23 protein-coding genes are annotated in these 23,535 nt (G+C 32.8%); 22 read left to right on the top strand and 1 reads right to left on the bottom strand.

Annotated features, from left to right (window positions below):
* Window positions 1–2 precede the first annotated feature (2 nt).
* The 21 genes from fliK to J3477_RS07240 all read left to right on the top strand — a co-directional run bounded on the left by fliK (window position 3) and on the right by J3477_RS07240 (window position 18,898).
* A complete protein-coding gene (gene fliK, locus J3477_RS07340) occupies window positions 3–1,679 on the top strand; it encodes a flagellar hook-length control protein FliK (RefSeq protein ID WP_206869053.1) in 1,677 nt (558 codons plus the stop codon).
* A gap of 11 nt (window positions 1,680–1,690) precedes the next feature.
* Window positions 1,691–2,377: a flagellar hook capping FlgD N-terminal domain-containing protein gene (locus tag J3477_RS07335; RefSeq protein ID WP_206869052.1), complete on the top strand. Its 687-nt coding sequence runs from the start codon at window positions 1,691–1,693 to the stop codon at window positions 2,375–2,377.
* A gap of 10 nt (window positions 2,378–2,387) precedes the next feature.
* Entirely contained in the window at window positions 2,388–2,774 is a 387-nt protein-coding gene (locus J3477_RS07330) for a TIGR02530 family flagellar biosynthesis protein (RefSeq protein WP_206869051.1), read from the top strand.
* Between the two features lie 90 nt (window positions 2,775–2,864).
* Window positions 2,865–5,597 carry a flagellar hook-basal body complex protein gene (locus J3477_RS07325; protein ID WP_206869049.1) on the top strand — a complete coding sequence of 911 codons (2,733 nt, stop codon included), beginning with the start codon at window positions 2,865–2,867 and terminating at the stop codon, window positions 5,595–5,597.
* A gap of 55 nt (window positions 5,598–5,652) precedes the next feature.
* Window positions 5,653–5,841: a flagellar FlbD family protein gene (locus J3477_RS07320; protein ID WP_206869047.1), complete on the top strand. Its 189-nt coding sequence runs from the start codon at window positions 5,653–5,655 to the stop codon at window positions 5,839–5,841.
* Between the two features lie 13 nt (window positions 5,842–5,854).
* On the top strand, window positions 5,855–6,664 hold the full coding sequence (locus tag J3477_RS07315) for a motility protein A (RefSeq protein ID WP_206869045.1): 810 nt from the start codon (window positions 5,855–5,857) through the stop codon (window positions 6,662–6,664).
* On the top strand, window positions 6,657–7,364 hold the full coding sequence (locus J3477_RS07310) for an OmpA/MotB family protein (RefSeq protein ID WP_206869044.1): 708 nt from the start codon (window positions 6,657–6,659) through the stop codon (window positions 7,362–7,364). Before J3477_RS07315 ends, J3477_RS07310 begins: the two co-directional genes overlap by 8 nt.
* The gene (locus J3477_RS07305) at window positions 7,364–7,864 is read left to right on the top strand and encodes a flagellar basal body-associated FliL family protein (RefSeq protein ID WP_206869043.1); all 501 of its coding nucleotides are present in this window, start codon (window positions 7,364–7,366) and stop codon (window positions 7,862–7,864) included. The genes J3477_RS07310 and J3477_RS07305 overlap by 1 nt, the downstream gene beginning before the upstream one ends.
* Before the next feature lie 14 nt (window positions 7,865–7,878).
* A complete protein-coding gene (locus J3477_RS07300; RefSeq protein ID WP_206869042.1) occupies window positions 7,879–8,247 on the top strand; it encodes a flagellar biosynthetic protein FliO in 369 nt (122 codons plus the stop codon).
* Entirely contained in the window at window positions 8,237–9,010 is a 774-nt protein-coding gene (gene fliP / locus J3477_RS07295) for a flagellar type III secretion system pore protein FliP (protein ID WP_206869041.1), read from the top strand. Before J3477_RS07300 ends, fliP begins: the two co-directional genes overlap by 11 nt.
* An 11-nt stretch (window positions 9,011–9,021) precedes the next feature.
* Entirely contained in the window at window positions 9,022–9,291 is a 270-nt protein-coding gene (gene fliQ / locus J3477_RS07290; RefSeq protein ID WP_206869040.1) for a flagellar biosynthesis protein FliQ, read from the top strand.
* Window positions 9,292–9,302: 11 nt separating this feature from the next.
* Complete coding sequence (locus tag J3477_RS07285; protein WP_206869039.1) at window positions 9,303–11,132, top strand: fused FliR family export protein/FlhB family type III secretion system protein; 1,830 nt, start codon at window positions 9,303–9,305, stop codon at window positions 11,130–11,132.
* Between the two features lie 20 nt (window positions 11,133–11,152).
* Complete coding sequence (gene flhA, locus J3477_RS07280) at window positions 11,153–13,216, top strand: flagellar biosynthesis protein FlhA (protein ID WP_206869038.1); 2,064 nt, start codon at window positions 11,153–11,155, stop codon at window positions 13,214–13,216.
* Window positions 13,216–14,433 carry a flagellar biosynthesis GTPase FlhF gene (gene flhF / locus J3477_RS07275; RefSeq protein WP_206869036.1) on the top strand — a complete coding sequence of 406 codons (1,218 nt, stop codon included), beginning with the start codon at window positions 13,216–13,218 and terminating at the stop codon, window positions 14,431–14,433. Before flhA ends, flhF begins: the two co-directional genes overlap by 1 nt.
* Window positions 14,427–15,287 carry a MinD/ParA family protein gene (locus J3477_RS07270; RefSeq protein WP_206869035.1) on the top strand — a complete coding sequence of 287 codons (861 nt, stop codon included), beginning with the start codon at window positions 14,427–14,429 and terminating at the stop codon, window positions 15,285–15,287. Before flhF ends, J3477_RS07270 begins: the two co-directional genes overlap by 7 nt.
* A gap of 11 nt (window positions 15,288–15,298) precedes the next feature.
* Window positions 15,299–15,937 (top strand): flagellar brake protein, encoded by a 639-nt coding sequence (locus J3477_RS07265; RefSeq protein WP_206869034.1) that lies wholly within the window; start codon window positions 15,299–15,301, stop codon window positions 15,935–15,937.
* A gap of 13 nt (window positions 15,938–15,950) precedes the next feature.
* Window positions 15,951–16,676 (top strand): FliA/WhiG family RNA polymerase sigma factor, encoded by a 726-nt coding sequence (locus J3477_RS07260; RefSeq protein WP_206869033.1) that lies wholly within the window; start codon window positions 15,951–15,953, stop codon window positions 16,674–16,676.
* A gap of 13 nt (window positions 16,677–16,689) precedes the next feature.
* Window positions 16,690–17,136 carry a hypothetical protein gene (locus tag J3477_RS07255; RefSeq protein ID WP_206869032.1) on the top strand — a complete coding sequence of 149 codons (447 nt, stop codon included), beginning with the start codon at window positions 16,690–16,692 and terminating at the stop codon, window positions 17,134–17,136.
* A gap of 77 nt (window positions 17,137–17,213) precedes the next feature.
* Window positions 17,214–17,336, top strand: coding sequence for a hypothetical protein (locus J3477_RS26275; protein WP_284691983.1), 123 nt, complete (start codon window positions 17,214–17,216; stop codon window positions 17,334–17,336).
* Window positions 17,333–18,106 carry a flagellar hook-basal body complex protein gene (locus tag J3477_RS07245; RefSeq protein WP_206869031.1) on the top strand — a complete coding sequence of 258 codons (774 nt, stop codon included), beginning with the start codon at window positions 17,333–17,335 and terminating at the stop codon, window positions 18,104–18,106. Before J3477_RS26275 ends, J3477_RS07245 begins: the two co-directional genes overlap by 4 nt.
* Window positions 18,107–18,118: 12 nt before the next feature.
* Window positions 18,119–18,898: a flagellar basal-body rod protein FlgG gene (locus tag J3477_RS07240; RefSeq protein ID WP_206869030.1), complete on the top strand. Its 780-nt coding sequence runs from the start codon at window positions 18,119–18,121 to the stop codon at window positions 18,896–18,898.
* 95 nt (window positions 18,899–18,993) lie between these two features.
* Here the strand turns inward: J3477_RS07240 and J3477_RS07235 are convergent, their stop codons facing one another.
* Complete coding sequence (locus J3477_RS07235) at window positions 18,994–20,634, bottom strand: putative manganese-dependent inorganic diphosphatase (RefSeq protein WP_206869029.1); 1,641 nt, start codon at window positions 20,632–20,634, stop codon at window positions 18,994–18,996.
* Window positions 20,635–20,854: 220 nt separating this feature from the next.
* Here J3477_RS07235 and J3477_RS07230 point away from each other — a divergent pair, with 220 nt between their 5' ends.
* Complete coding sequence (locus J3477_RS07230) at window positions 20,855–23,404, top strand: calcium-translocating P-type ATPase, SERCA-type (RefSeq protein WP_206869028.1); 2,550 nt, start codon at window positions 20,855–20,857, stop codon at window positions 23,402–23,404.
* Window positions 23,405–23,535 lie beyond the last annotated feature (131 nt).

The following is a 23,535-nucleotide window of genomic DNA, read 5'->3' as shown; positions in this document are numbered from 1 at the left end:
AAGTGAATATAAGTGGAGTTAATAATGTACTTGATTTAATGCAGGTGAATACAAGTAGTCAAAGTAACCAAGCTGTAAACAGTAAAAATGAAAGTAATCAAAGCGATTCCAAGTTTTCATCAATTTTGTCTAAAACAGCAGCAAATAAGAATGATATAAAAAACAACGATGTAGTTGATAAATCAGATGATAACAAATTAGACAATACTTTATCGGAGCTTAAGCAAATTAAAGAACAGTTGGATAACAAGGGTGATAGCTTACAAAAACAAGTATCTGAGATTTTTCCAAAGGAAAAAACTGAAGTTATAGATTCAATCGTTGATTCTATAAAGCAAATTATTAAAGAAGTCTCTGAAGGAGACAAAGATATTAATAATTTACTAGGGGCACCTACTAATAATACACAAGATAAAACTGATGTAGATAATAGTAATTTCCAAGGAAATAATCAGACTGATAAAGATAATGTAGAAAATGATATAGATAAACTTGTTGCAATTTTGACTATGTTCTTGATGGGCAATAATACTCAGGTAAATAATGAAACTACAGCAGATGCTACTACTAGTAATAATGCTAAAGGTTCTGATTCTGAAGGTGTGTTATCAATAAAAGAAGCATTAAGCAATGTAAAACTTATGGATTTAGCTGTTAAGGATTTTGCTAATAAGGGTCAGAACATTGATTCTGAAGCAAGTGTACAGGCAAAATCATCAAGTATAGTTACAGAAATAATGAGTCTATTGGAAAAGGTTGATGATTCACAAACTCAAGGAGCCATACAATTAGATAGCAAAACAAAGGAAAATCTACAAAATTTAATTGAAACTGTTGTAAATGACAAACCACAAGAGGAGAAGTCATTAAAAACAAATGCAGATACAAAAGATGTTAAACAAGTTATTCTTGACTTAATTAATATAAAAAATAATGTTAAGGAAAGTGATTTACAAAAGGATGGTACTAATAAAGACAAAGTATCAGCAAATGTAAATAACTTGTATGTAGCTGCTAATAGATTCAGAACAAATGAAAGTAATGTAACTGTTGATAATTCAACAAAGAAGCTAACTTCTGATTCTAATGATGGTGATAAATTACTAAAATCTATCATTGGTGATAAGGATAACAATGTTCAGAGTAAGTTTTCAATGATGGTTGATCAGATAAAAAATAATACTCAAGCTGTTGCTACCCCAAATGAACAACCTGTTATTAATAAAAACACAATGATAAATGATATAGTTAAATCAATAAAGTACATGGAAAAATTAGATGTTAAAGAATTAACTTTAAAGACTAATCCAGGAAACTTAGGGGAAATAACTATAAAATTAACTTTAGATACAAATACAATGAAAGCCACATTAACAGCTAACACAAAAGAAGCTTATGGCCTTTTGAATGATAATCTAAAGGAACTACAAAAGAGTTTAAGCTCTAATGGGATTAAGATACCAGAAGTTGCTATAGAGCTTAGAAATGACAATTACAATAATCCAAACAGAGATCCAAACTCTCAAGCAGCGAACTTTGGATTTGGAAGTGAACAAAAAGAAAATAGAAATCAAGGAAATAGTAGTAGAGGTGGTAGCAATTCATCAGATGATGAGATAAGTATTGAGGATAATACTAGGCAGGCTACCATAAATAATAATCTTAATTATTTAGTATAGGAGGTGTTATAATGGCTACAGATATAAATTCAACTAGCTATGTACAAAATTATGATGGGTCAAGAGCTACTTCAAGAGGTACAACAATAATACAACCTGGTAAGGATATGGACAAGAATTCATTTTTGAAAATTTTATCTGCAGAGTTATCAAACCAAGATCCAGATAACGCAAAGGATAGTACACAGTACATATCACAGATGGCACAGTTCACTTCAATGGAACAAATGGCAAACTTAAATACTACAATGAGTTCATTCGCATCTAACTCACTTGTAGGCAAAGGTGTTACTATGAAAGACCTTGACGAAACAGGAACTCCGTATACAGGAGTAGTTAAGGCTGTATCTACTAAAAATGGTGAAACTACAATCAGCGTTGCTGTAAGTGTCAATGGACAAAATCAGTATAAAGATTTTTCAATGAGCAATATTGATACTGTCTTAGATGTACCAGATAGCACAATTGGACCTATATCAAATATCAATGGAAATATGTCTTTCTTATCAGCAGCATCACTAATTGGTAAGCAAGCAGAGTTCTCAGATAAAGATAGTGCAGGTAATGCTTATAAAGGAATAGTAAAAGGAGTATCAAAGGAAAATGGAGTTATAAACTTATCAGTTAAGGTTGATGGATCAGATACGCTTAAGACCTTCACTTATGATAAGTTAACAAAAGTAAATTCTGTAGAATAGGGTGATAGGTGTGAGTTATAGAATAGTAAATGGTAAGCCGTATTTAGTTGGTAACCTTGCTGCACCTTCACAAACATCAAAAAGTACAACTGATGTAAGTAAAAAGAGTTTTAAAGACATACTTAATGAAAAAGTAAATTCAAAAAATTATGGGTATAAGATATCTAACCATGCATCAGAAAGACTGAAAGATATAAATTTCTCAAATGCAGATTACATGGAAATTCAAAGAGGATTTGATTTAGCCAAGGAGAAGGGTGCAAAGAATACGGTCATGGTATACAAGGATGTGGCTTTGATTGCCAGTGTAGAGAATAATACAATAATAACTGCGGTAGAGAAGAACAGAGCTCAAGAAAATGTATTCACTAATGTAGATAGCGTAGTAATTTTATAAACAAGAGGCTGGACCTAAGATAGGGGGCCTCACCTTGTGGAAGGATAGAAGCAAGGTATTTTAAATTAAAATTTTGGGAGGTCAATATATATGTTAAGATCAATGTATTCAGGAATTAGTGGAATGAAAGCAAACCAAACTAAGCTAGATGTTATAGGTAATAATATAGCCAACGTTGGAACTACAGGATTTAAATCTTCAACTGCAAGATTTCAAGATATGCTTAGCCAAAGTGTTAAGGATTCTATGGCGCCAAATGCAAACCAAGGTGGTGTAAACTCAGCGCAAGTTGGTCTTGGAGTTAAACTTGCGAGTATAGATTCAGTAATGAAGCAAGGTAACTTACAACCTACAGGAAGAGCTTTAGATATGGCTATCGATGGAGATGGATTCTTCATGGTTAGTAAAGGTTCAGCAGTATTTGGGGACAATCAGTTAGAAGTAAACCAGAGATCTGGAGCACATAATATAACTGCTCAATCAATGACAAATTCAGGTGCTCAGCTTATGTACACTAGAGATGGAGCTTTTAGCTTGGATGAACAAGGAAACTTAATAACTGCAGATGGATACAGAGTTATGGGATATGCATTAAGCAATGATGATACATCAGTTGCTCCAAGTGGTCAAACACCAAACAAAGTTAATTTAGATGGTTTAGATATTAAGTTTGGTCCTGGAGCTGCTTTAAATGGCTATAAGGTTGTTGCTGGTCAAATAGGACCACAGACAGTTACTTCTGCGGTAGTAGATAAAGCAAATAAGCAAATTGTAGTTAATGGAGATTTTGCAACTACTGGAGCTCTAACAGCAGCACAGGTAGAATCAGCTGTTAACAAGGCTCTTGACTCAGCTGGAATAGCTCAGAGCGTAACAGTTGCAGGTAAACCAGATCCAATAGCTAAGTTAGCATCTGATAAAACTTTAGGAGGTTTAGACGATGCAGCACCAGGTAATGTAACTGCTGGAGGCTTAACTTTCCAATTTGGTAATGGAAGCCAATTGGAAGGATATACCATAGAGCTTGGTAAAATAGGAGCTAATACAACAACTGATGCCCACGTTCAAACTACAGCTCCAAAGAAAATTATAGTAGATGTAGATATGGTAAATGGAAATGTAAGTAATGATGATATAAAGAATATTATAAATCAAAGATTAGGCGAGCAAAAGATTACTCAAACTGTGGACAAGGTAACAGGATCACTTGCAAGCTTATCACAATCAAATGTAGCTACTGATAAACTTGGTTCTTATAAGGCGCAACCAGGAACTGTAGATACAACAACTGGAGCTGCAAAAGCTAATATCGGCGGATTGGCATTTGATTTCACTAACGGTGGAAAATTAAATGGTTATACAATAAAGTATGGTGATACTACTCCTACGTCAGCTGTTGGTGTAACTGTAGATAAATCAAACATGGTTATAACAATCACAGGAGATTATACTACAGCAGGAACTTTAGGTGCAAATCTTACTGCTTTAAAAACTTCATTTAATAATGAATTAAGTAAGAATGGCATAAGTGCTCCACAATTAAACAATGTAACAGGAAGTGTAACAACTTCTCCAGTTACAGACTTAGGAAAGATAGATAATGGTAGTGATGACAGCAAGCCATCAGATATTACAGTTGCAAACTTAAAGTTATCTTTCCCTGTTGGATCAACTTACAACGGATATAGATTCCAAATAGCTGACGTAGCACCAGCTACTCCAGGAGTAACTGCACAATGTGATGCTACAAATAAGGTTATAACAATTTCAGGAGATTTCTTGAATCCAAATGGAGTGAGTTCAACACAATTACAGAATGCAATAAAATCTGCAATATTAAGTGCTTCTCCAGCAGTACAAACAAATGTTGCAGCTGATCCAGTGGTTAATGCTGCAAACTATGATACTAATTATGCTATTACAGTAGGAAGCGGTACTGGAAAGACATACACAAGCCTTGTATCAGATAATATTTCTGGAGGTTCAGATAAGCAAGCTCCTCAAATAAAGGGTGAAGTTTTAGGGTTAACTTTTGCTGCAGGTCCAGGAGCAGCTTTAAATGGATATACAGTACAAATTGGTAAGGTTACACAAGGAACTGATACTTCAGTAGATGTTGACACTGTTAATAAAAAGATAATAATAAATGGTGATTTTGTAACTCCAGGTATTGCTATAGACAGATTAAATAGAAAGATAAATGATGCTTTAAGTAGTGCTCAAATAAATCAGACTCTTTCAGTACCAACTACTTCAAGTGTAAGGAAATTAAGTGATTCACAAGCCTTTTCTGATATTTCAGATGGAGGTACTCCAGTTGAAAGTTTAGATAGCAATGGAGACGTTACTTTTGTTGATGGAACTAAGGCTGTAAAAGCATACGATGGAGCATTAAAAACTTTAAGAATCCCAGAAAAGGTTAAAATACCTGGAACAGATACAGAACTTAGAATAAAAAGCTACACAATAGATAAAAATGGTATAATAAACGGAGTTCTTGAAGATGGAAAGGTTGCAGCATTAGGACAGGTAGCAATGGCTGGATTTAAGAATTCATCAGGACTTACTAAACTTGGTGGTAACCTTTATGCTCAATCAGTAAACTCTGGAGAAGCTACTATAAAGAGTGGATCAAACACTAGAGATGATGATAACAGTAAGGGATTTGGAGATGCACTTCAAGGTATGCTTGAAATGTCAAACGTTGACCTTGCAGAACAATTTACTGATATGATAACTGCTACAAGAGCTTTCCAAGCAAGTAGTAAGATGATCAATACTGGTGATGAAATACTTCAAGATATAATCAACTTAAAGAGATAATAAAAAATATATGGGACATCTAAATGATGTCCCATACAACTAATAGGAGGCTTTTATGATTAATGTTACTGGTATGAATAATCAGGAATTTGTTTTAAATGCTGAACATATAGAGAAAATTGAAGAAGTTCCAGAAACTATAATTACTCTTACTAATGGAAAGAAATATATTGTACTTGAAACTGTAGAAGAAGTAGTAGATAAAGTTGTAAGGTACAAGAATAAAATATTTACTCTAAAGTAATGGGAGGTAAGCTATGAAGAAGTTTGATTCGCTTACTGTAATAGGGCTAGTAGCTGGAGTAATTATGTTGATTTTTGGAATGCACAATAGTGCGGGGTTCAAAATATTTTTTGATTTTCCGTCTGTGTTAATAGCAGTAGGGGGATCATTTTGTGCACTAATAGTAAATTATTCTTTAGATGAAATTAAGAATATTATTAAAATATTCATTTCAGCAACAAAGGATACTGAGATTTCAGGAAGTGAAATTGTAACTAAGTTTACCGATATATCAAAAAAAGCAAGAAGAGATGGACTACTGTCTTTAGATGATTATATAAATACCCTGGAAGATGAATTTCTCAAAAATGGTTTAAGAATGGTTATTGATGGAACAGAGCCAGAAATGATTAAGGAAATAATGGAACTAGAAATTGATGAGATGATAAATAGACATACTAAAGGAGCAAACATCTTTAAGTCTTGGGGCAACTATGCACCAGCCTTTGGGATGATAGGTACTTTAATTGGACTTATACAAATGCTTAATAACTTGAATGATTCAGGTTCTTTAGCTTCAGGTATGGCTATGGCTCTTGTACCAACTCTTTATGGAGTTATTTTAGCTAATGTAATACTTAATCCTATTTCAGCTAACTTAGTTGTTAAAAGCGAAAAAGAAGTTGCAACGAGAGAGATGATAGTGCAAGGGGTTATTTCAATACAAGCAGGAGTAAATCCTAGAATGATGGAACAAAAGCTTGTTAAGTATCTTTCACCTAAGGAAAGATTGGAATATCTAAAAAATACAAGCAGTCTAAAAGGGGCTGTATCTAATGGCTAGGAGAAGAGTACAGAAGGAACAAGTTAAAAATGACCAATGGCTAATCCCATTTTCAAGTACTACATTAGTTCTTTTGATACTTTTTATATTATTATATTCCTTTTCAACTATGGATGAGAAAAGTTTGTCTTCAATACCGGCTTCACTACAAGGTCTATTAGCGGGACAAGGTGCAAAGGGTAAAGCACAGAGTACGGTTACTGTAGAGAATACTGTAAGTGACTTGGAAAAGAAGGCAAATATCGATGAAATATATACAAAGTTTAAAAAAGTTATAGAAGATAATAAGCTTGGAGCATCAGTTGAAGTAAAACAAGATGATAGAGGGGTTATACTGCAACTTAAAGATAGTATGTTATTTGAATCAGGTAAAGCTGATTTGATTCCAGATAGTAAAAATTTGCTTGATAAACTTGGAAATCTAATTAAAACTGTTCCAAATAATATAATTGTTGAAGGGCATACTGATAATGTGCCTATAAACACATATAAATTTCAGAGCAATTGGGATCTTTCTGCTTCGAGAGCAGTTAATGTTGTTAAATTTTTTATTGATCAAGAAAATGTGAATGCTGCTAGATTTACAGCTGCAGGGTTTGGAGAATATAAACCTATTGTTGATAATTCCACAGCTGAAAATAGAGCTAAAAATAGAAGAATAAATATCTTGATAGTTGCAATAGAAAGGGAGAAGAAGTAATGGCTGAGAAGAAAGAAAAAAAAGAAAAAAAAGAAAAGGCAGAAAAAACCGGGGGGGGGAAGAGTAATATTATCATAATAGTTTTACTTGTCCTAATCCTAGCTGGTATGGGCTTTTTTGGAGGATACTACGTTCTTTACGTAAAGGGAAAAGACAGTTCAAGTACCTCTAGTTCAAAGGTAGTTGCTAAAGTTTCAGAAGCTTATTTGGAACTTGGAGAATACACAGTAAATCTAAATGATGACAAAGAAAAGCATTATCTTAAAACAAAGGTATCAATTGGTTATGATAAAACTAATAAAAAGCTTACAACAGAAGCAACTGATGATCTAATTGCACTACAATCAACAGCGCTTGAATACCTACAATCAAAAAAGGCTGAGGATTTTAAATCTGCAAACTTAGAACAAGTAAAGAAAGAACTTATTGATAATCTAAATAAAAGAGTAACAAAAGGGCAATTTACTGAGGCATACTTTCAAGAACTTATAGTACAGTAAGGGATGATTAAATTATGGATTTATTTTTTCTAATTATAAAATTAGTGTTTAGTTTTCTACTTATATTATGTTTGGCACTAATTTCGCTAAAACTTACTGGAAACAAGTATAATAGTCTTCAAAAAGGTAGATATATAAAGGTAATAGAGAAGATTCAGTTATCTAAAGAAATATCCATAGTGCTTCTTCAGATTGGTAGCAGAGGTATTGTAATGAGTTGCTCTCAAAACAGTACAGAAAAACTAGAGGAAATTGATGAAGAGACTTTGAAAAATATATTGGAAAGCAAGGATCAGTTTCAACAGGATATGATGAAGAAGTACTCGGATATTATCGGAAATATTAAGGTAAAAGGATTTAAAGGAAAACAAGATGAAATTTAAAAAGAAATACATATTTATTTTAATACTAGCTTTTGTCTTAATAGGACTTACTACATATAAAGCACAAGCGGCGCCACAGGATACCCCTGTACCTAATGTTAATATTACTGTGGGAAATACAACTAATCCTAAGGATTATGTGTCAAATATAAAACTTTTGGTAATGTTAACATTAATTTCAGTACTACCATCCTTTCTAATCATGATGACCAGTTTTACTAGGATTGTAGTAGTTTTCTCTTTCCTTAAAAATGCAATAGGAGCACAACAGTCTATACCTAACCAAGTTTTGATTGGGTTGGCATTATTTTTAACTATATTTATTATGCAACCAGTGTATAATGATATTAACACCAATGCATTGCAGCCTTATATGGACAATAAAATAACTCAGCAGCAAGCTATAGATGTTGGTTCAAAACCATTAAGGCAATTCATGTTGAAACAGACAAGACAGAAAGACTTAAAGCTTTTCATTGAAGCTGCAAAATTGGATGCGACTAAAATAGATGAAACTACAGTTCCTCTATATGTTGTAATTCCGGCTTTTGCTATTAGTGAGTTAAAAACAGCTTTTCAAATTGGCTTTTTGATTTTTTTGCCTTTTTTAATAATAGATATGGTAGTTTCCAGTGTTCTAATGTCTATGGGTATGTTTATGTTACCGCCAGCTATGATCTCTCTACCATTTAAGCTTCTTTTGTTTGTTTTGGTAGATGGATGGTACTTACTAGTGAAATCGTTAATTATGAGTTTTTCTTGAGGTGAGCTAATATGAGTGAACAATTAGTTATAGGAATAATAAAGGATGCATTAACAACCGCATTATATCTTTCAGCACCTTTTTTGGTGATTTCACTAGTACTTGGTTTATTAATAAGTATTTTTCAAGCGTCTACTCAGATACAAGAGCAGACACTTACTTTTGTCCCAAAACTCGTAGCAGTTGCAGCTGTTGGATTACTATTAGGTAGTTGGATGTTGACACAACTAATGTCTTTCACTGAGCGAATATTTCAAATGATCTCAAATATAGTACATTAAAGGTGATAGACTTGATAGATACAGCGTACTTTTTAGCGATATTTTTTATCTTTTTAAGACTCTTAACATTCTTTACAATAATACCTAATTTTTTTCCTTCAGGAACACCTGCAACCTTTAAAATATCTTTAAATCTTATATTATCAATGATACTAGTAGGAACAATAGACATAAGTGCGATTCAAAATATCCAAAGCAATTATACAATAATAATTTATGCGTTAAATGAAGTTATGACAGGAATAACCTTGGGCTTTGTAACGTCTATTATATTCTATGTTGTAGAAATGGCGGGAAGCCTTATGGATCAGCAGATAGGTCTTAGTATGATATCTATGTTTGATCCAAACACAAAGTCTAACTCAAGTTTATTATCTAGAGTTTTATATTGGGTAGCTATATTGATTTTTTTCATAGTAGATGGGCATCACATGCTTATCAAAGAACTTTCTAGCAGTTATAAGATTGTAGGTATAGGTAAAAGTATTATATTTCAAAACAGCATTATGAGCATACTTAATTCTTTTACTCAGTATTTTATAATAGGTTTGAAAATTGCAATACCAATAGTATTGATAATAATAATAACTGATTTAACTATGGGACTTATATCAAGAACAGTGCCACAGCTAAATATAATGATACTTGGAATGCCTATCAAGATGTTAGTTGGAATAGCTTCATTTATGATAGCACTTCCTATGATAATAAAAGCAATTGTAGCAGCTTTCAGTTATCTACCAGATGTATACCAAAATATATATAAGGCGTTGCCCCTAGTATTCATATTCGCTGCAGAAGATAAGACTGAAGAGGCAACTCCTAAGAAGAAATCTGAAGCGAGAAAGAAAGGTCAAATACCTCGTAGTAAGGATGTAAACCTTGCATTGACTTTAGTGGCGTGCACACTTGTAATAGCTGCACTTGGTGGATATATAGGAAATGATCTAAAATATAATCTTATATATTTTTTATCAAATAACTTTCACCAAGAAATTAATTTAAGATATCTAAGTGGTTTATCCTTAATGGTGACTTATAGGATAATGAAGGATTTAATACCTATAGTGGTACCTATAATGGTTATTGGTATTGTAGCTTCAGTTGCACAAAGTGGTTTCTTGTTTACAAGTGAACCGCTTAAACCATCCTTAGGAAAACTTAATCCACTAAAAGGAATAAAAAATATGTTCTCTAAGAAAAATTTCGTCGACTTAGGGAAAAACTTTATAGTAGTTTGCATATTGTCATATATTGGCTATGACTTTGTAAAATCAAACTATTCAGAGATTATAAACATTGGAAACTTCTATTTACCATCCTTAGGGGGAGAGTTCAAAAGATTATTACTTAACATCTTTATGAAAATTACTTTAGTTTTGGTGGTAATAGCAGCAGCAGATTATTTTATGCAGAGAAGAATGTATAATAAAGAAATGAGGATGTCCAAACAAGAAGTAAAAGAAGAGTTTAAGCAAATGGAAGGGGACCCTCAGATTAAAAATAGAATAAAACAAAGACAAAGAGAAATGGCGACTAAAAGAATGATGCAAGCTGTTCCAGATGCAACTGTAGTAATAACAAATCCTACTCATCTGGCCATAGCAATAAAATACCAAGAAGGAAATATGGAAGCGCCAAAGGTAATAGCAAAAGGTGCTGATAATATAGCTCTTAGAATAAAAGAAATAGCTAAGGAAAATGATATTCCTATATTAGAAAACAAGCCTTTAGCAAGACTTATATATGAGCAGGTAGATGTAGATAGAGAGATACCTGCAGATATGTATCAAGCGGTAGCTGAGATACTAGCAATAGTTTTTAAGATGAAGAAAAAGTAGGAAAGGGATGAGATTAATTTATGGAAGGTAGCAGAAAGATAAGCTTGAAAAAGAATCTAGACGTAGTTGTTGCGTTAGGTGTAATAGGCATAATATTAATGATAATAATACCTTTCCCGGCAGCTATGCTAGATATACTAATAGCACTGAACATAACCTTATCAGTGGTTATAGCTCTTATAACTATGTTTACAACAAATGTATTGCAGTTATCCGTTTTTCCAACCTTATTGTTGGTTACAACACTATTTAGACTTGGACTTAACATATCTTCCACAAGACTTGTATTAACTGGTGGATATGCTGGGCAAGTAATAGATGCCTTTGGTGAATTTGTTATCAGGGGTAACTATGTGGTAGGTATTATAATATTTCTAATCATAATGGTTGTTCAGTTCGTTGTAATAACTAACGGTTCTGGAAGAGTATCAGAAGTAGCAGCTAGATTTACACTGGATGCATTGCCAGGTAAACAAATGAGTATTGATGCTGATTTGAATGCAGGGCTTATAGATGAAATGGGTGCTAAGAAAAGAAGATCAGACCTTCAGTCTGAAGTTGATTTCTATGGAGCCATGGATGGTGCTTCTAAGTTCGTTAAAGGAGATGCCATTGCAGCTATCATTATAACCTTAATAAATGCACTTGGAGGTATAATAATTGGTAGTGTTATGATGGGACTTCCTATAGCGGAAGCCGCGCAAAAGTTTGTAAGACTTTCTATAGGTGATGGTTTAGTGAGTCAGGTTCCAGCCCTATTAATATCTACAGCTTCAGGTATACTAGTAACTAGATCTGGTAATGCAGAGAACTTTGGATCAGTTGTTTCAAAGCAGCTTACAGGCTTCCCAATAGTTTTAGGACTTGCGTCAGTATTAATGTTATTCTTAGCATTAATACCTGCAATGCCAAAACCGCCGTTTTTAATAATGGCTGTTGGTTTTGGAGCAGGAGCTTATGCATTATATAAAGATGAACAAGAAAAGATTGTACGAGAGATTGTCCAAGAAGAAGAAGCTATTGCTGAAGTAGAAAGAAAAGAGCCTGAAAATGTAATGACTCTTATACAAGTTGAGCCTATGGAAGTAGAGATTGGATACGGTCTTATTCCATTGGCGGATGAAAGCAACGGTGGAGACTTATTACAAAGAATCGCTTCAGTAAGAAGACAATGTGCTATAGAAATGGGAATAGTGGTTCAACCTATAAGAATTAGGGACAACCTTCAACTTAAAACAAATGAATATGTTATAAAGATTAGAGGAACAGTAGTAACAAGTTCAGAAATGATGCCAAACATGCTTTTATGTATGGATCCATCTGGTGAAAATGCAGATATACCAGGTATTAGAACAATTGAGCCTACCTTTGGACTTCCAGCTATGTGGATAAACAAGGATCAAAGGGAGGAAGCTGAAATTAAGGGGTTAACAGTTGTAGATCCAACTACTGTAATGGTTACTCATTTAACTGAAACGATAAAAGCACATTCTTATGAATTATTAGGAAGACAAGAAGTTAAACTAATAGTGGATAATACTAAAGAAAAGTATAGTGCCGTTGTAGATGAACTTATACCTGACTTAATGACAATAGGAGAATTACAAAAAGTATTACAAAGCTTATTAAGGGAGAAGGTTCCAATAAAAGATATGGTAACTATTATGGAATCTTTAGCAGATAACTCAAGAAATACGAAAGATATTGAGCTTCTCACTGAGTATGTTAGATTTGCATTATCAAGAACTATATGTAATCAGATAATTGATGAAAATAGAAGAGTATCTGTTGTAACATTGGATCCACAGATTGAAGAAGTGATAGTAAGCAACATTCAAAAGTCTATCAATGGATCTTTCCCAGCAGTTGATCCAGATACTACTACAATAATATTTAATTCAATAAAAAACACTTTAGATTCTGTTTACTTTTTCAATAATCAAGCAGTTATTTTAGTATCACCAAATGTGAGAGCTCCTTTCAGAAAGCTAATAGAGATGGTATTTCCTCATGTTATGGTAATATCTCTAAATGAGATTCCTAATGATGTAGAGATTAGAACTGAAGGAGTAGTGACGTTTTAATGATTATTAAAAGATACATGGTTAAAAACATGAATGAGGCGATGACAAGAATCAGATATGAGCTTGGAAAAGATGCCGTTATAATAAGTCAGAGAAAAGTAAAAAAACCTGGATTCATTGGCATCTTTTCACCAAAAATGATAGAGGTAACAGCTGCAGTAGAAAATGCATCAAAAAAAGACGGAGCTGATAATAGAAAAAAAGAAGATACTTTGGAAGACTCCATAGAGAGTATAAAAAAGTTAATGAATGATCAGATTTCTAGTACCAAAAATGGTGCAAATTATAAAACAGATAGAGAAGATGATGGGAATTTTACAAGCAGTGCAAGCTCTAAAAGGTTGATAAATGAGACATTAAAGGATTCGTATTCTCCAAATAATACTCAAGACTATATAGTAAAAGAAATGAGAGAAATGAAAAGTTTAATTTCTAAGGTGATATCTGGTGAAGATGCTAAAGAAAAACCCTATGAAAATATCCGAAAAAGCCTTATAAATAATGATATAGAAGAAAATTTAGCGGAAACTTTAATTAAAGATATACCTTTATCTGCAGAGCATGATGAGCAAGCTTTAGAAAATGTTATAGAAAAAAGAATTAAAGTCGAGAACGTGGATTTAAATGGACCGGTAGTATTAGTAGGGCCCACCGGTGTCGGTAAAACTACTACTATAGCAAAGCTTGCAGGTAGAATGGCATTAATCGAAAAGAAAAAAGTAGGACTTATAACAGTAGATACATATAGGATTGGTGCTGTAGATCAATTAAAGACTTATGCAGAAATCATGAATTTAGAGTTTAAAGTAGTTATAACAATCAAAGAGATGGAAGAGGCGGTAAACTCCATGAAAGATTGTGATGTAATACTTATAGATACTACAGGAAGAAGCAGTAAGAACTCAATGCAAATATCTGAACTAAGAGCCTTTGTACAAAAAGTCAATTCAGATAACATACATTTAGTTATAAGTGCTACTACCAAAAATCGTGATATAAAGTCAATCGTTGAAGGTTTTAAGATATTAAATTACAATCACGTGATAATAACTAAACTAGATGAGACTTCCGTATATGGATCCATTTTAAATATATTGCAATTGGCAGATAAACCAATAAGCTTTATGACTACAGGCCAAACAGTTCCAGATGACATAACTATTTTTACAAAAGAACAGATAGCTAAGCTCATTATGGGGGAGGATAATATATGTTAGATCAAGCTGAGAGCCTTAGAAAGCTTGCGCAGAGTAGCAATCCTTCTTTTACAAAAAAAGGAAAAATAATAACTATAACCTCAGGAAAAGGTGGAGTTGGGAAAAGCAACTTTGTAGTAAATCTAGGGATTCATTTGCAAAAGATGGGTAAAAAAGTATTAATCTTCGATGCTGACATAGGAATGGCAAATGATGATGTTTTAATGGGAATCTCTTCGAGGTATAATATATTTGATGTTATAAATAATAATAAAAACTTAAATGATGTTTTAGCAACAGGACCATTCGGTATAAAACTATTACCAGGAGGCTCAGGGCTTAACAAGGTAGAAGATTTATCAGATGAAGAGAGAGAAGTGTTCTTAAGTAAAATTTCTGAGATAGAAGATTTTGATTATATATTTATGGATACTGGAGCAGGTATTAATAGAACTGTATTGGCATTTATATCTTGTTGTGATGAGCTTATCGTTATAACTACACCAGAACCTACTTCTTTGACAGATGCTTATAGTCTTTTGAAAGCTACAAGTCATTTTAAGATAAAAGATAGGGCAAATGTAGTAGTAAATAAAGCTCTTTCATATAAAGAAGGAGAAGAAACGTTTTCTAAGTTTGAAAACGTAGTAAATAAGTTTCTAGGCATGAACTTAAAATACTATGGATGTGTGCTAGATGATAAGAAATTAGTTCAAGCTGTTAGAGAACAGATGCCTTTTATAGTAAGATATCCAGGCTCAGATGCTGCAGAATGTATTCAAAATATAGGAAATCATTTACTCGGATCTGCTGAAAAAGAAAATGGAACTGGAGTTCAGGGATTGTTCAAAAAGATATTTAAGATATTTTCGTAGGAGTGAATTAGATGGGCAATTTAACTTTATTAGTAAACAACAGACTAGATGTATTGTTTGAAGAAAAAATATACCGATGTCAGATTCAAGACATAGGGGAAAATTTCTTTAACATAAATTTACCTGCAAGCGAGGGTCAATACCTAACTGTTCCAAGGGGATTAGATTTAGAATTTATGAGCTTTTGTGATGATGGAGATGTTTTCAAGTTTAAATCTACAATAATTTCTAGGTCACAAGAGAATAATATACCTATGTATGTTATGACTAATCCATATGACATACTAAAAATACAAAGAAGAGATTATGTAAGAGTTAAAGTTGCTCAAATAATAAGTTATATTACTGGGGATTATAAAGTAGAGGATGTAGAACAGCTTAAACTAAATACTGCAATATTATTAGACTTAAGTGGCGGAGGAATGAGAGTAAAGCTTAAGGAAAAGCTATCAAAGGGTGATAGTATTATCTCTGAACTTAAATATGGTAATCAACAAGTATTAATAAAGGGAACTATCGTAAGGGTAGAAACCACTGAAGATAAACAATGGATTTATGGTGTGATTTTTGATAACATAGATGAAAGAACTAGAGATAAGATCATAAGAATGGTGTTTGATATAATGAGAAAACAAAGAGAATTACTCTAAGGGAGGAATTTATATGGCAGTACAAGGTGCTTTAGCGTATAGAGACAAAATAGTAGAAAAATACATACCATTAGTTAAGTATATAGCATCTAGAGTTATTCTTGGCAAAAGCAAATATGTTGAGTATGATGATCTAGTTGGTTATGGTATGGTTGGTCTCATGGACGCAATGAACAAGTTTGACGAGAGTAAAGGAATGAAGTTTTCGACCTATGCTTCTATAAGAATAAAAGGTGCAATGATTGATGAAATAAGAAGAAATAGCCCTATATCAAAGGGTGCTATGGATAAACTTAATAGATACAATGAAGTAATAGACTCTCTTCAAAAAAGCTTAGGTAGAGAACCAAGCAATGAGGAAATAGCTAAAGCACTTAATATGTCATTAGAGAGTGTAGGGGAAATTGAAAACTACATAAACTACATATCCATAGTGTCATTGGAAAATATTATATTTTCAGATGATGATGATATTTCAATCATGGGCATAATAGAAGATAAAAACAGTCCTAGTCCTGAAAAAACCTTGGAAGAAAAAGAAGAGGTTGAGATGTTAAGTAAGGCTTTAGGCTTATTAAATGAAAAAGATGGAATTGTATTAAGCTTATATTACTATGAAGGTCTTACACTTAAAGAAATAGGTAAGGTATTAGAAGTATCAGAGTCAAGAGTATGTCAATTACATAGTAGAGCAATAAGAAATCTAAGAGCAGCTATGAAGAAGCTTCATTACATATAAAGAGGTAATTAAAATGCCATTTGTACTTATTATTATTGGAGTATTGCTTATTATAATAAATTATAGAGCTTTAAAAAAAGAAGACGGTTCCTTTGAGAAAATCCTTGAGCAAAGAGGAGAAAGAGTAGAAGAGCATGATATAGAAATTGGTAATCTAAGAAGAGAGTTTAGCGAAACTATATTAGAGCTCCAGTTGGAAATAGAAAGATTAAAAGCTATTAAGAATAGTGAAGAATCTGTCGATAATAAAAGTGGTGCTATCGATTATCGTATAGATGACGAAGCATCATACCAAGAATCTGTTTCTATGACTAAAAACTCAAATAAAAATATGATTTCTGATAAAGCAAGGTCAGTGAAGGAACTTTTAGATAAGGGCTTCACTGATGACCAGATTTGCGAAGAACTTGCTATTGGAAAGGGGGAAGTACTATTAATAAAAGGATTATACAAAAAGTAAGAGAAATATTTCTATTTCTAGCTGATAAAAAAATATTACTTGGAATTGGTATAGGAATTTTAATAGGTACTTTCTGCATGTTTGGTTATCAATACAATGTAAGTATGTCAAAAGAAAGAATTGAAGAAAAAGCTAGAGGCTATGGAATGATATACCAGGATGAGAGCAAAGTAATATTTGATAAGGATGTGAAAAAGTGATTAGAGGGTTATATACAGCTGTAAATGCTATGGTGACTTTAGAAGCAAAGCAAGATGTTATTACAAACAATATGGCGAACGCCAATACAAATGGATACAAGGCTGAAGATTTGAAGGTAAAAAAATTTCAAGATGTGTTAATACAAAATAAAGATAAAGTTGTTGGCGGTCAAAACGTAAAAAATACAATAGGAAGTTTGAGTCTTGGAGCGAGTATTGATGGAACAGATGTAGAATTTACTCAAGGTACTCTTTCAAGTACTGATAATGATACAGATATGGCTATCGATGGAAGAGGTTTCTTTTCTGTAAAGAGAGGAGATAAAACATATTTCACAAGGGATGGTCAGTTTAGGATTAATACAGCTGGATATTTAGTAACTAGCGAAGGTGATAGCGTTATGGGACAAAATATAAAAACTGGTGCCTCTGAGCCTATTTATGTTGGAAATGGTAAACTTACTGTTGATAACAATAATAATGTTATTGTCAATGGTGTGCCTCAATATAAAATGCAGGTTGCTGATTTTAATGATTACAAAAATCTTAAAAAACTTGGAGATAATTTGTATGAATCAAGTGAAACTCCTAATTACAACGGACAAGTTTATGTAAAACAAAAGACACTTGAAAAATCAAATGTTAATATAGTAAATGAAATGGTAAATATGATGACTGTCATGAGAAGCTTTGAAACAACTCAAAAAGTAGTACAAACTATGGATGAGACTTTATCAAAAGCAGCTAATGAAGTTGGATCAGTTAGATAATAGGAGGTAAGCATGTTTAGAGTTTTATGGAATGGAAAAAGCGCAATGCTTGCAAACCAAGAAAAGTTAGATTCAATATCTAATAACTTAGCAAATGTCGGCACTACAGGATATAAAAGAGTAGATGTATCCTTTAAAGATTTAATGCAGGAAAGTTTAGATAAGCAAGGTTATCCTGTTAATGATAAAACAGCTTATACCGGTACAGGTGTAAGAGCATCCTCGTGGGTTAGAGATGACTCTCAGGGACAGTTGCAGGAAACAAAAAAGTCTTCTGATTTAGCTTTAGACGGTGAAGGATATTTTAGAGTTAAACAGGCAGATGGGTCTGTGGCTTATAGTAGAGATGGATCCTTTAAGGTTGACACCAATGGGAATTTAGTTGACGCTAAAGGTAATTTTTTAGATGTTGAATATGCCGCTGGGTATAATAAAGATAATGTAGCGTTACAGGATAAACTAAGTAGTGACAACTTCACAATAGATAAACAAGGAACTATAACTTTAAAAGATAGTAATAAAGTTGTAGGACAAGTTCCTATATATACTGCAGTAGGAAACGACGCATTTACATCTGTAGGTGAGAGCTTGTATGTTCCAAAAGCTGGTGCTCAAGTTGTAAAGAGCACTAATGTTGATGTACTTCAAGGCTATGTAGAAAATGCAAATGTTGACATGGGTAAAGAGTTTGCAGATATGATAGTAACGCAAAGAGCATTCCAATTAGGCTCAAAAGCAATAACTACTGCTGATGAGATGTGGGGAATGATAAATAACTTAAAATCAAGGTAAAGATACTTCTTTACCTTGATTTTTTATGTTATAGTTACTTGATATTTTAATACTATAGCAAAAAAAATCAGCTAGAAATTCTAGCTGATTTTTTGTTATAGATTTGCTATTGCATTAGTTATAGGTGGAATAACTTGTTTCTTTCTTGAAAGAACGCCAGGAAGATAAGCAGTACTTTCACTTAAAGTTACTTTAAATGCTCTTTCAGCAATTTCAGGAAGTTTTCCTGCAACTAAAAGTTGAGAACCTTCATTTATAATGTCTGTTAGAAGAAGCATTACTACCTTTAAACCTGATTCCTCAGCTTTTCTTTCCATGTATGCAAGCATTTCATCCTTTAATGGCATAAAGCCTTCTATGTCCATTGTATTTACTTGAGCCACACCAACTTTAATTCCTTCTATTGTAAAAGGTTTAAAGTCTTGGTTGAATATTTGTTCAACAGTTTTTCCTTTTAATGATGTACCTGCTTTAAACATCTCTTGTGCATAAGCTTCTGCATCTATACCAGCTATTCCAGCAAGCTTTAAGCAGATTTCTTTATCTACTGGAGTACAAGTAGGAGATCTGAATAGTAATGTATCTGAAATTATAGCACTAGCAAGTAATCCAGCAGCTTCTTTAGATGGAGTAAGTCCGTTCTCGAAGAATCTCTTTGCTACTATAGTAGAGGTACTTCCAAGAGGCTCGTTTCTAAAGTAAATCGGATTTCCAGTTTGGATGTCTGCAACTCTATGATGATCTATTATTTCTAATATTTCTGCATCTTCAAGACCATTTACTGATTGACCTCTTTCATTATGATCTACTTGAATTACCTTTTTCTTGTGGTTAGAAATCAAGTGGTATCTTGATATACTACCTACAACTTTATTTTCTGCATCTACTACTGGATAACTTCTGTATCTAGTTTCCGCCATAACATGCTTTATATCATCAGCTAATTCATCAGTTGAAAATGAAACTAAGTTATCTGTAGCCATAACATATTCAACAGGAATTGATTGAACTATAAATCTTGAAGCGGTAAATGAATCATAAGGAGTAGAGATTATTGTAACTCCATTAGATTTTGCCTTTTCAAGAATGTCAGCATTCATTTTATGAGAACCTGTGATTATTATTAATGAAGCTTTTATATCAATAAGAGCTTCTTGGGTTTCAGCTCTATCACCAACGATTGCTATATCTCCAGCTGCAACCACTTGTTTCATTGTATCTGGTTGCATAGCTGCTACAACAATTTTACCAGGATAAGTGGTATTATCAGGATTTATGTATAGTGCTTCACCAGAAAGTGCATCTAATATATTTTCTATAGGAGTATTGCTTTTTCCTAATATGCAATTATCCCATATATCCATATAGCTTGAAGTTAAGTTTGCTGTTGAAAGAATTCCTATTAAGTGCTTGTGGGAATCTACTACAGGTATAGACTTAACATTGTTATCCTTCATAACATGCCAAGCTTGCTTTAATGAAATCTCAGGTGTAACTGACTCGATTCTATCAAATTCTAAATCCTCTACCTTTAATTTAACTGTTTCTAGGAATTTAGGCTTTTCTACTCCAAAATAGTTTAGTACAAATTGAGTTTCTTGGTTAGGTTCACCAAGTCTAACAGGTATAGCAGGAATGTCTCCGCTTTTGTTTTTAAATTCTGCGTATCCTATTGCAGCACATATTGAGTCTGAATCAGGATTTTTGTGACCAGTAACATATATAATGTCTTTCACTGAACGAATCCTCCTTTGTGATAATTTATTATACTAATATATTCTAATAGTTAGTATGTAAATTGTAAAGATTGTTACTGTAAACTTATATATAAACTACTTCATATTTGGAGTTTAAGGATCGAAGTAGTTTATCTATATAAACACTATTACAATGTTCTAACTAATAGCCTGTCTACATATATTATTATAGATGTTACAGAGAAAAGGGGGAACTAGAGTGATACAGGAAAAGGAACTTATAAGAGGGCTTTCTTCTTCGGAAGCGGAAAGAAGAATCAAAAATTTTGGCTTAAATGAGTTAAGTCATAAAAAAAGCGTCTCTCCTGTGATATTATTCCTATCCCAGTTCAATGATTTTATGGTTTGGGTTCTTATGGGGGCAACCATTGTATCAGGACTAATGGGAGAAAAGGCAGATGCAATCACTATATTAATAATTGTGATAATCAATGCTATACTGGGATTTATTCAGGAGTTTAGAACAGAAAAATCTTTAGAAGCGCTTAAATCTTTAGCTGCACCTACGTGTAAGGCGTATAGAGATGGAAATATAAAAGTTATTAATGCTAAATATCTTACCCTTGGAGATATCGTAGTATTGGAATCAGGTGATAGGATTCCTGCTGATGGTGAAGTTATAGAAAGTACAGCTTTGATGGTGGACGAGTCTCTCCTTACTGGAGAATCAGTAGGCGTAAACAAAAGTGTAAATAAAAAAGATTGTAATGTTTATATGGGTACAAACGTATTAAAAGGAAAAGCTTTTATTAAGGTTACTCAAATTGGTATGAATACTGAGATGGGTAAGATAGCTAATCTTCTTCAAAACATTGAAGAAGAAAAATCACCGTTAAAAGAACGATTAGAATCACTAGGAAGAGTATTAGTTATTTTATGTTTAGTAATATGCGCAGTAGTTACTGTGATGGGAATAATAAGAGGAAATGACTTAACTGAAATGTTCTTACTAGGAATAAGCTTAGCAGTAGCAGCTATACCTGAAGGTTTACCAGCTATTGTAACAGTTGCTCTTGCTTTAGGCGTATCTAGAATGCTAAAGAGAAATGCCTTAGTTAGAAAACTGCCAGCAGTGGAAACTTTGGGTTGTACGTCTATAATATGTAGTGATAAAACAGGTACCTTGACTCAAAATAACATGACTGTAAAAGAAGTATATATGAATGGGAAAATATTTAATTTAAATGAAGAGAAACTTCCTCCAAATCCAATGCTCACTAGATCATTTGTATTCTGTAATGACTGCAATTATAATTTTAGTGAGAAATATGTGGACAAGGCTCTTCATGGAGATCCAACAGAAACCGCACTTATAAAGCTTTATTTTAAAGAGGTTGGAACTTTAAAAGGATTTTTAGCAAGTGGACATAGAGTATTTGATATTCCATTTGATTCTACAAGAAAAATGATGAGTGTAATAATGAAGGAAAATGGAAAAGAAATATGTTACGTAAAGGGAGCTCCTGAAAGATTATTAGAAAAGTGTAATTATATATATGAAGACGGTAAAGTAAAACCACTGACATATCAAAGGAAAAGGCAGATTGGAACTTTTGTTGACTCCATGTCAAATAGAGCCTTAAGATGTATTGGAGCTGCTTACAAAGATACTAATATTCAAAGAGATGACTCACTTGAGAGTAATTTAATATTCTTAGGAATTGCAGGAATAATAGATCCTCCAAGATTAGAAGTAAAAGATGCTGTATTAAGATGTAGATTAGCTGGTATAAAGCCTGTAATGATAACTGGTGACCACCAGAATACAGCCTTTGCTATAGCAAAGGATCTTAATATATGTTCAACTCCAGATCAAGTAATTACTGGAGAAGATATTGAAAAAATGAGTGATAAAGAACTATATGAAAAGGTCCAAAAGATAAGAGTTTTTGCTAGAGTAAGTCCAAATCATAAATTAAGAATAGTAAAAGCATTCAAAAAGAATGGTAATATAGTAGCAATGACTGGAGATGGAGTAAATGATGCTCCTGCTATAAAGGAAGCAGATATAGGTATATCTATGGGGATATCAGGAACTGATGTTACAAAAGAAGCATCTTCTATGATATTAATGGATGATAATTTTGCCACTATCGTAGCAGCTGTAGAAGAGGGAAGAGTTATATACTCAAATATTAGAAAATTTATAAGATATCTATTGTCTTGTAATATAGGTGAAGTATTAACTATGCTCCTAGCATCAATTTTTTATCTTCCAACCCCATTAGCACCAATTCAGATATTGTTTGTAAACTTGGCTACAGATGGGCTTCCAGCCATAGCCTTAGGAGTTGATCCAGCAGATCAAGATATAATGAAGCAAAGACCTAGAGAAAAAAATGAAAGTGTATTTTCAAGAGGCCTTACTGAAAAGATAGTTGTTAGAGGGACACTTATTGGTATATGTACACTGTTCTCATTTATGGTAGGCATATATTACGGATGGGATCTTAATACAAGCAGAACGCTAGCATTATGTACTTTAGTAATGTCTCAGTTAATTCACGTTTTCGAGTGTAGATCAGAAAGACATTCTATATTTGAAATAAAGTTTTTGACAAATCCATATTTGGTTGGAGCGGTAAGTATTTCGGTAACAATGCTACTAGCCATACTTTATATACCTTTCTTCCAGGGGATATTCCATACTACACCACTGATGATAGGACAATGGCTTATAGTACTGTTCTTCTCAGGAGTAATAGCCTTTATAAATAGTGTTTATCTATATATAAAAGTCAAAAAATAGGTTTTGGCTAGATAGAAAAATAAAAATTAGGTGCATCTCCAGTAAATACTATATGAACAAGCAGTTAGAATTAAATGATTTATGGACATGTGCCTAATTTTTAAAGTAATATTAGCCAAAATGAAAAAGAA

The organism is Clostridium zeae (assembly GCF_017312485.1).
Taxonomy (GTDB): domain Bacteria; phylum Bacillota; class Clostridia; order Clostridiales; family Clostridiaceae; genus Clostridium_AR; species Clostridium_AR zeae.
The sequence above is the reverse complement of the archived record's forward strand: the minus strand, read 5'-3'. Positions and strand labels throughout refer to the sequence as shown.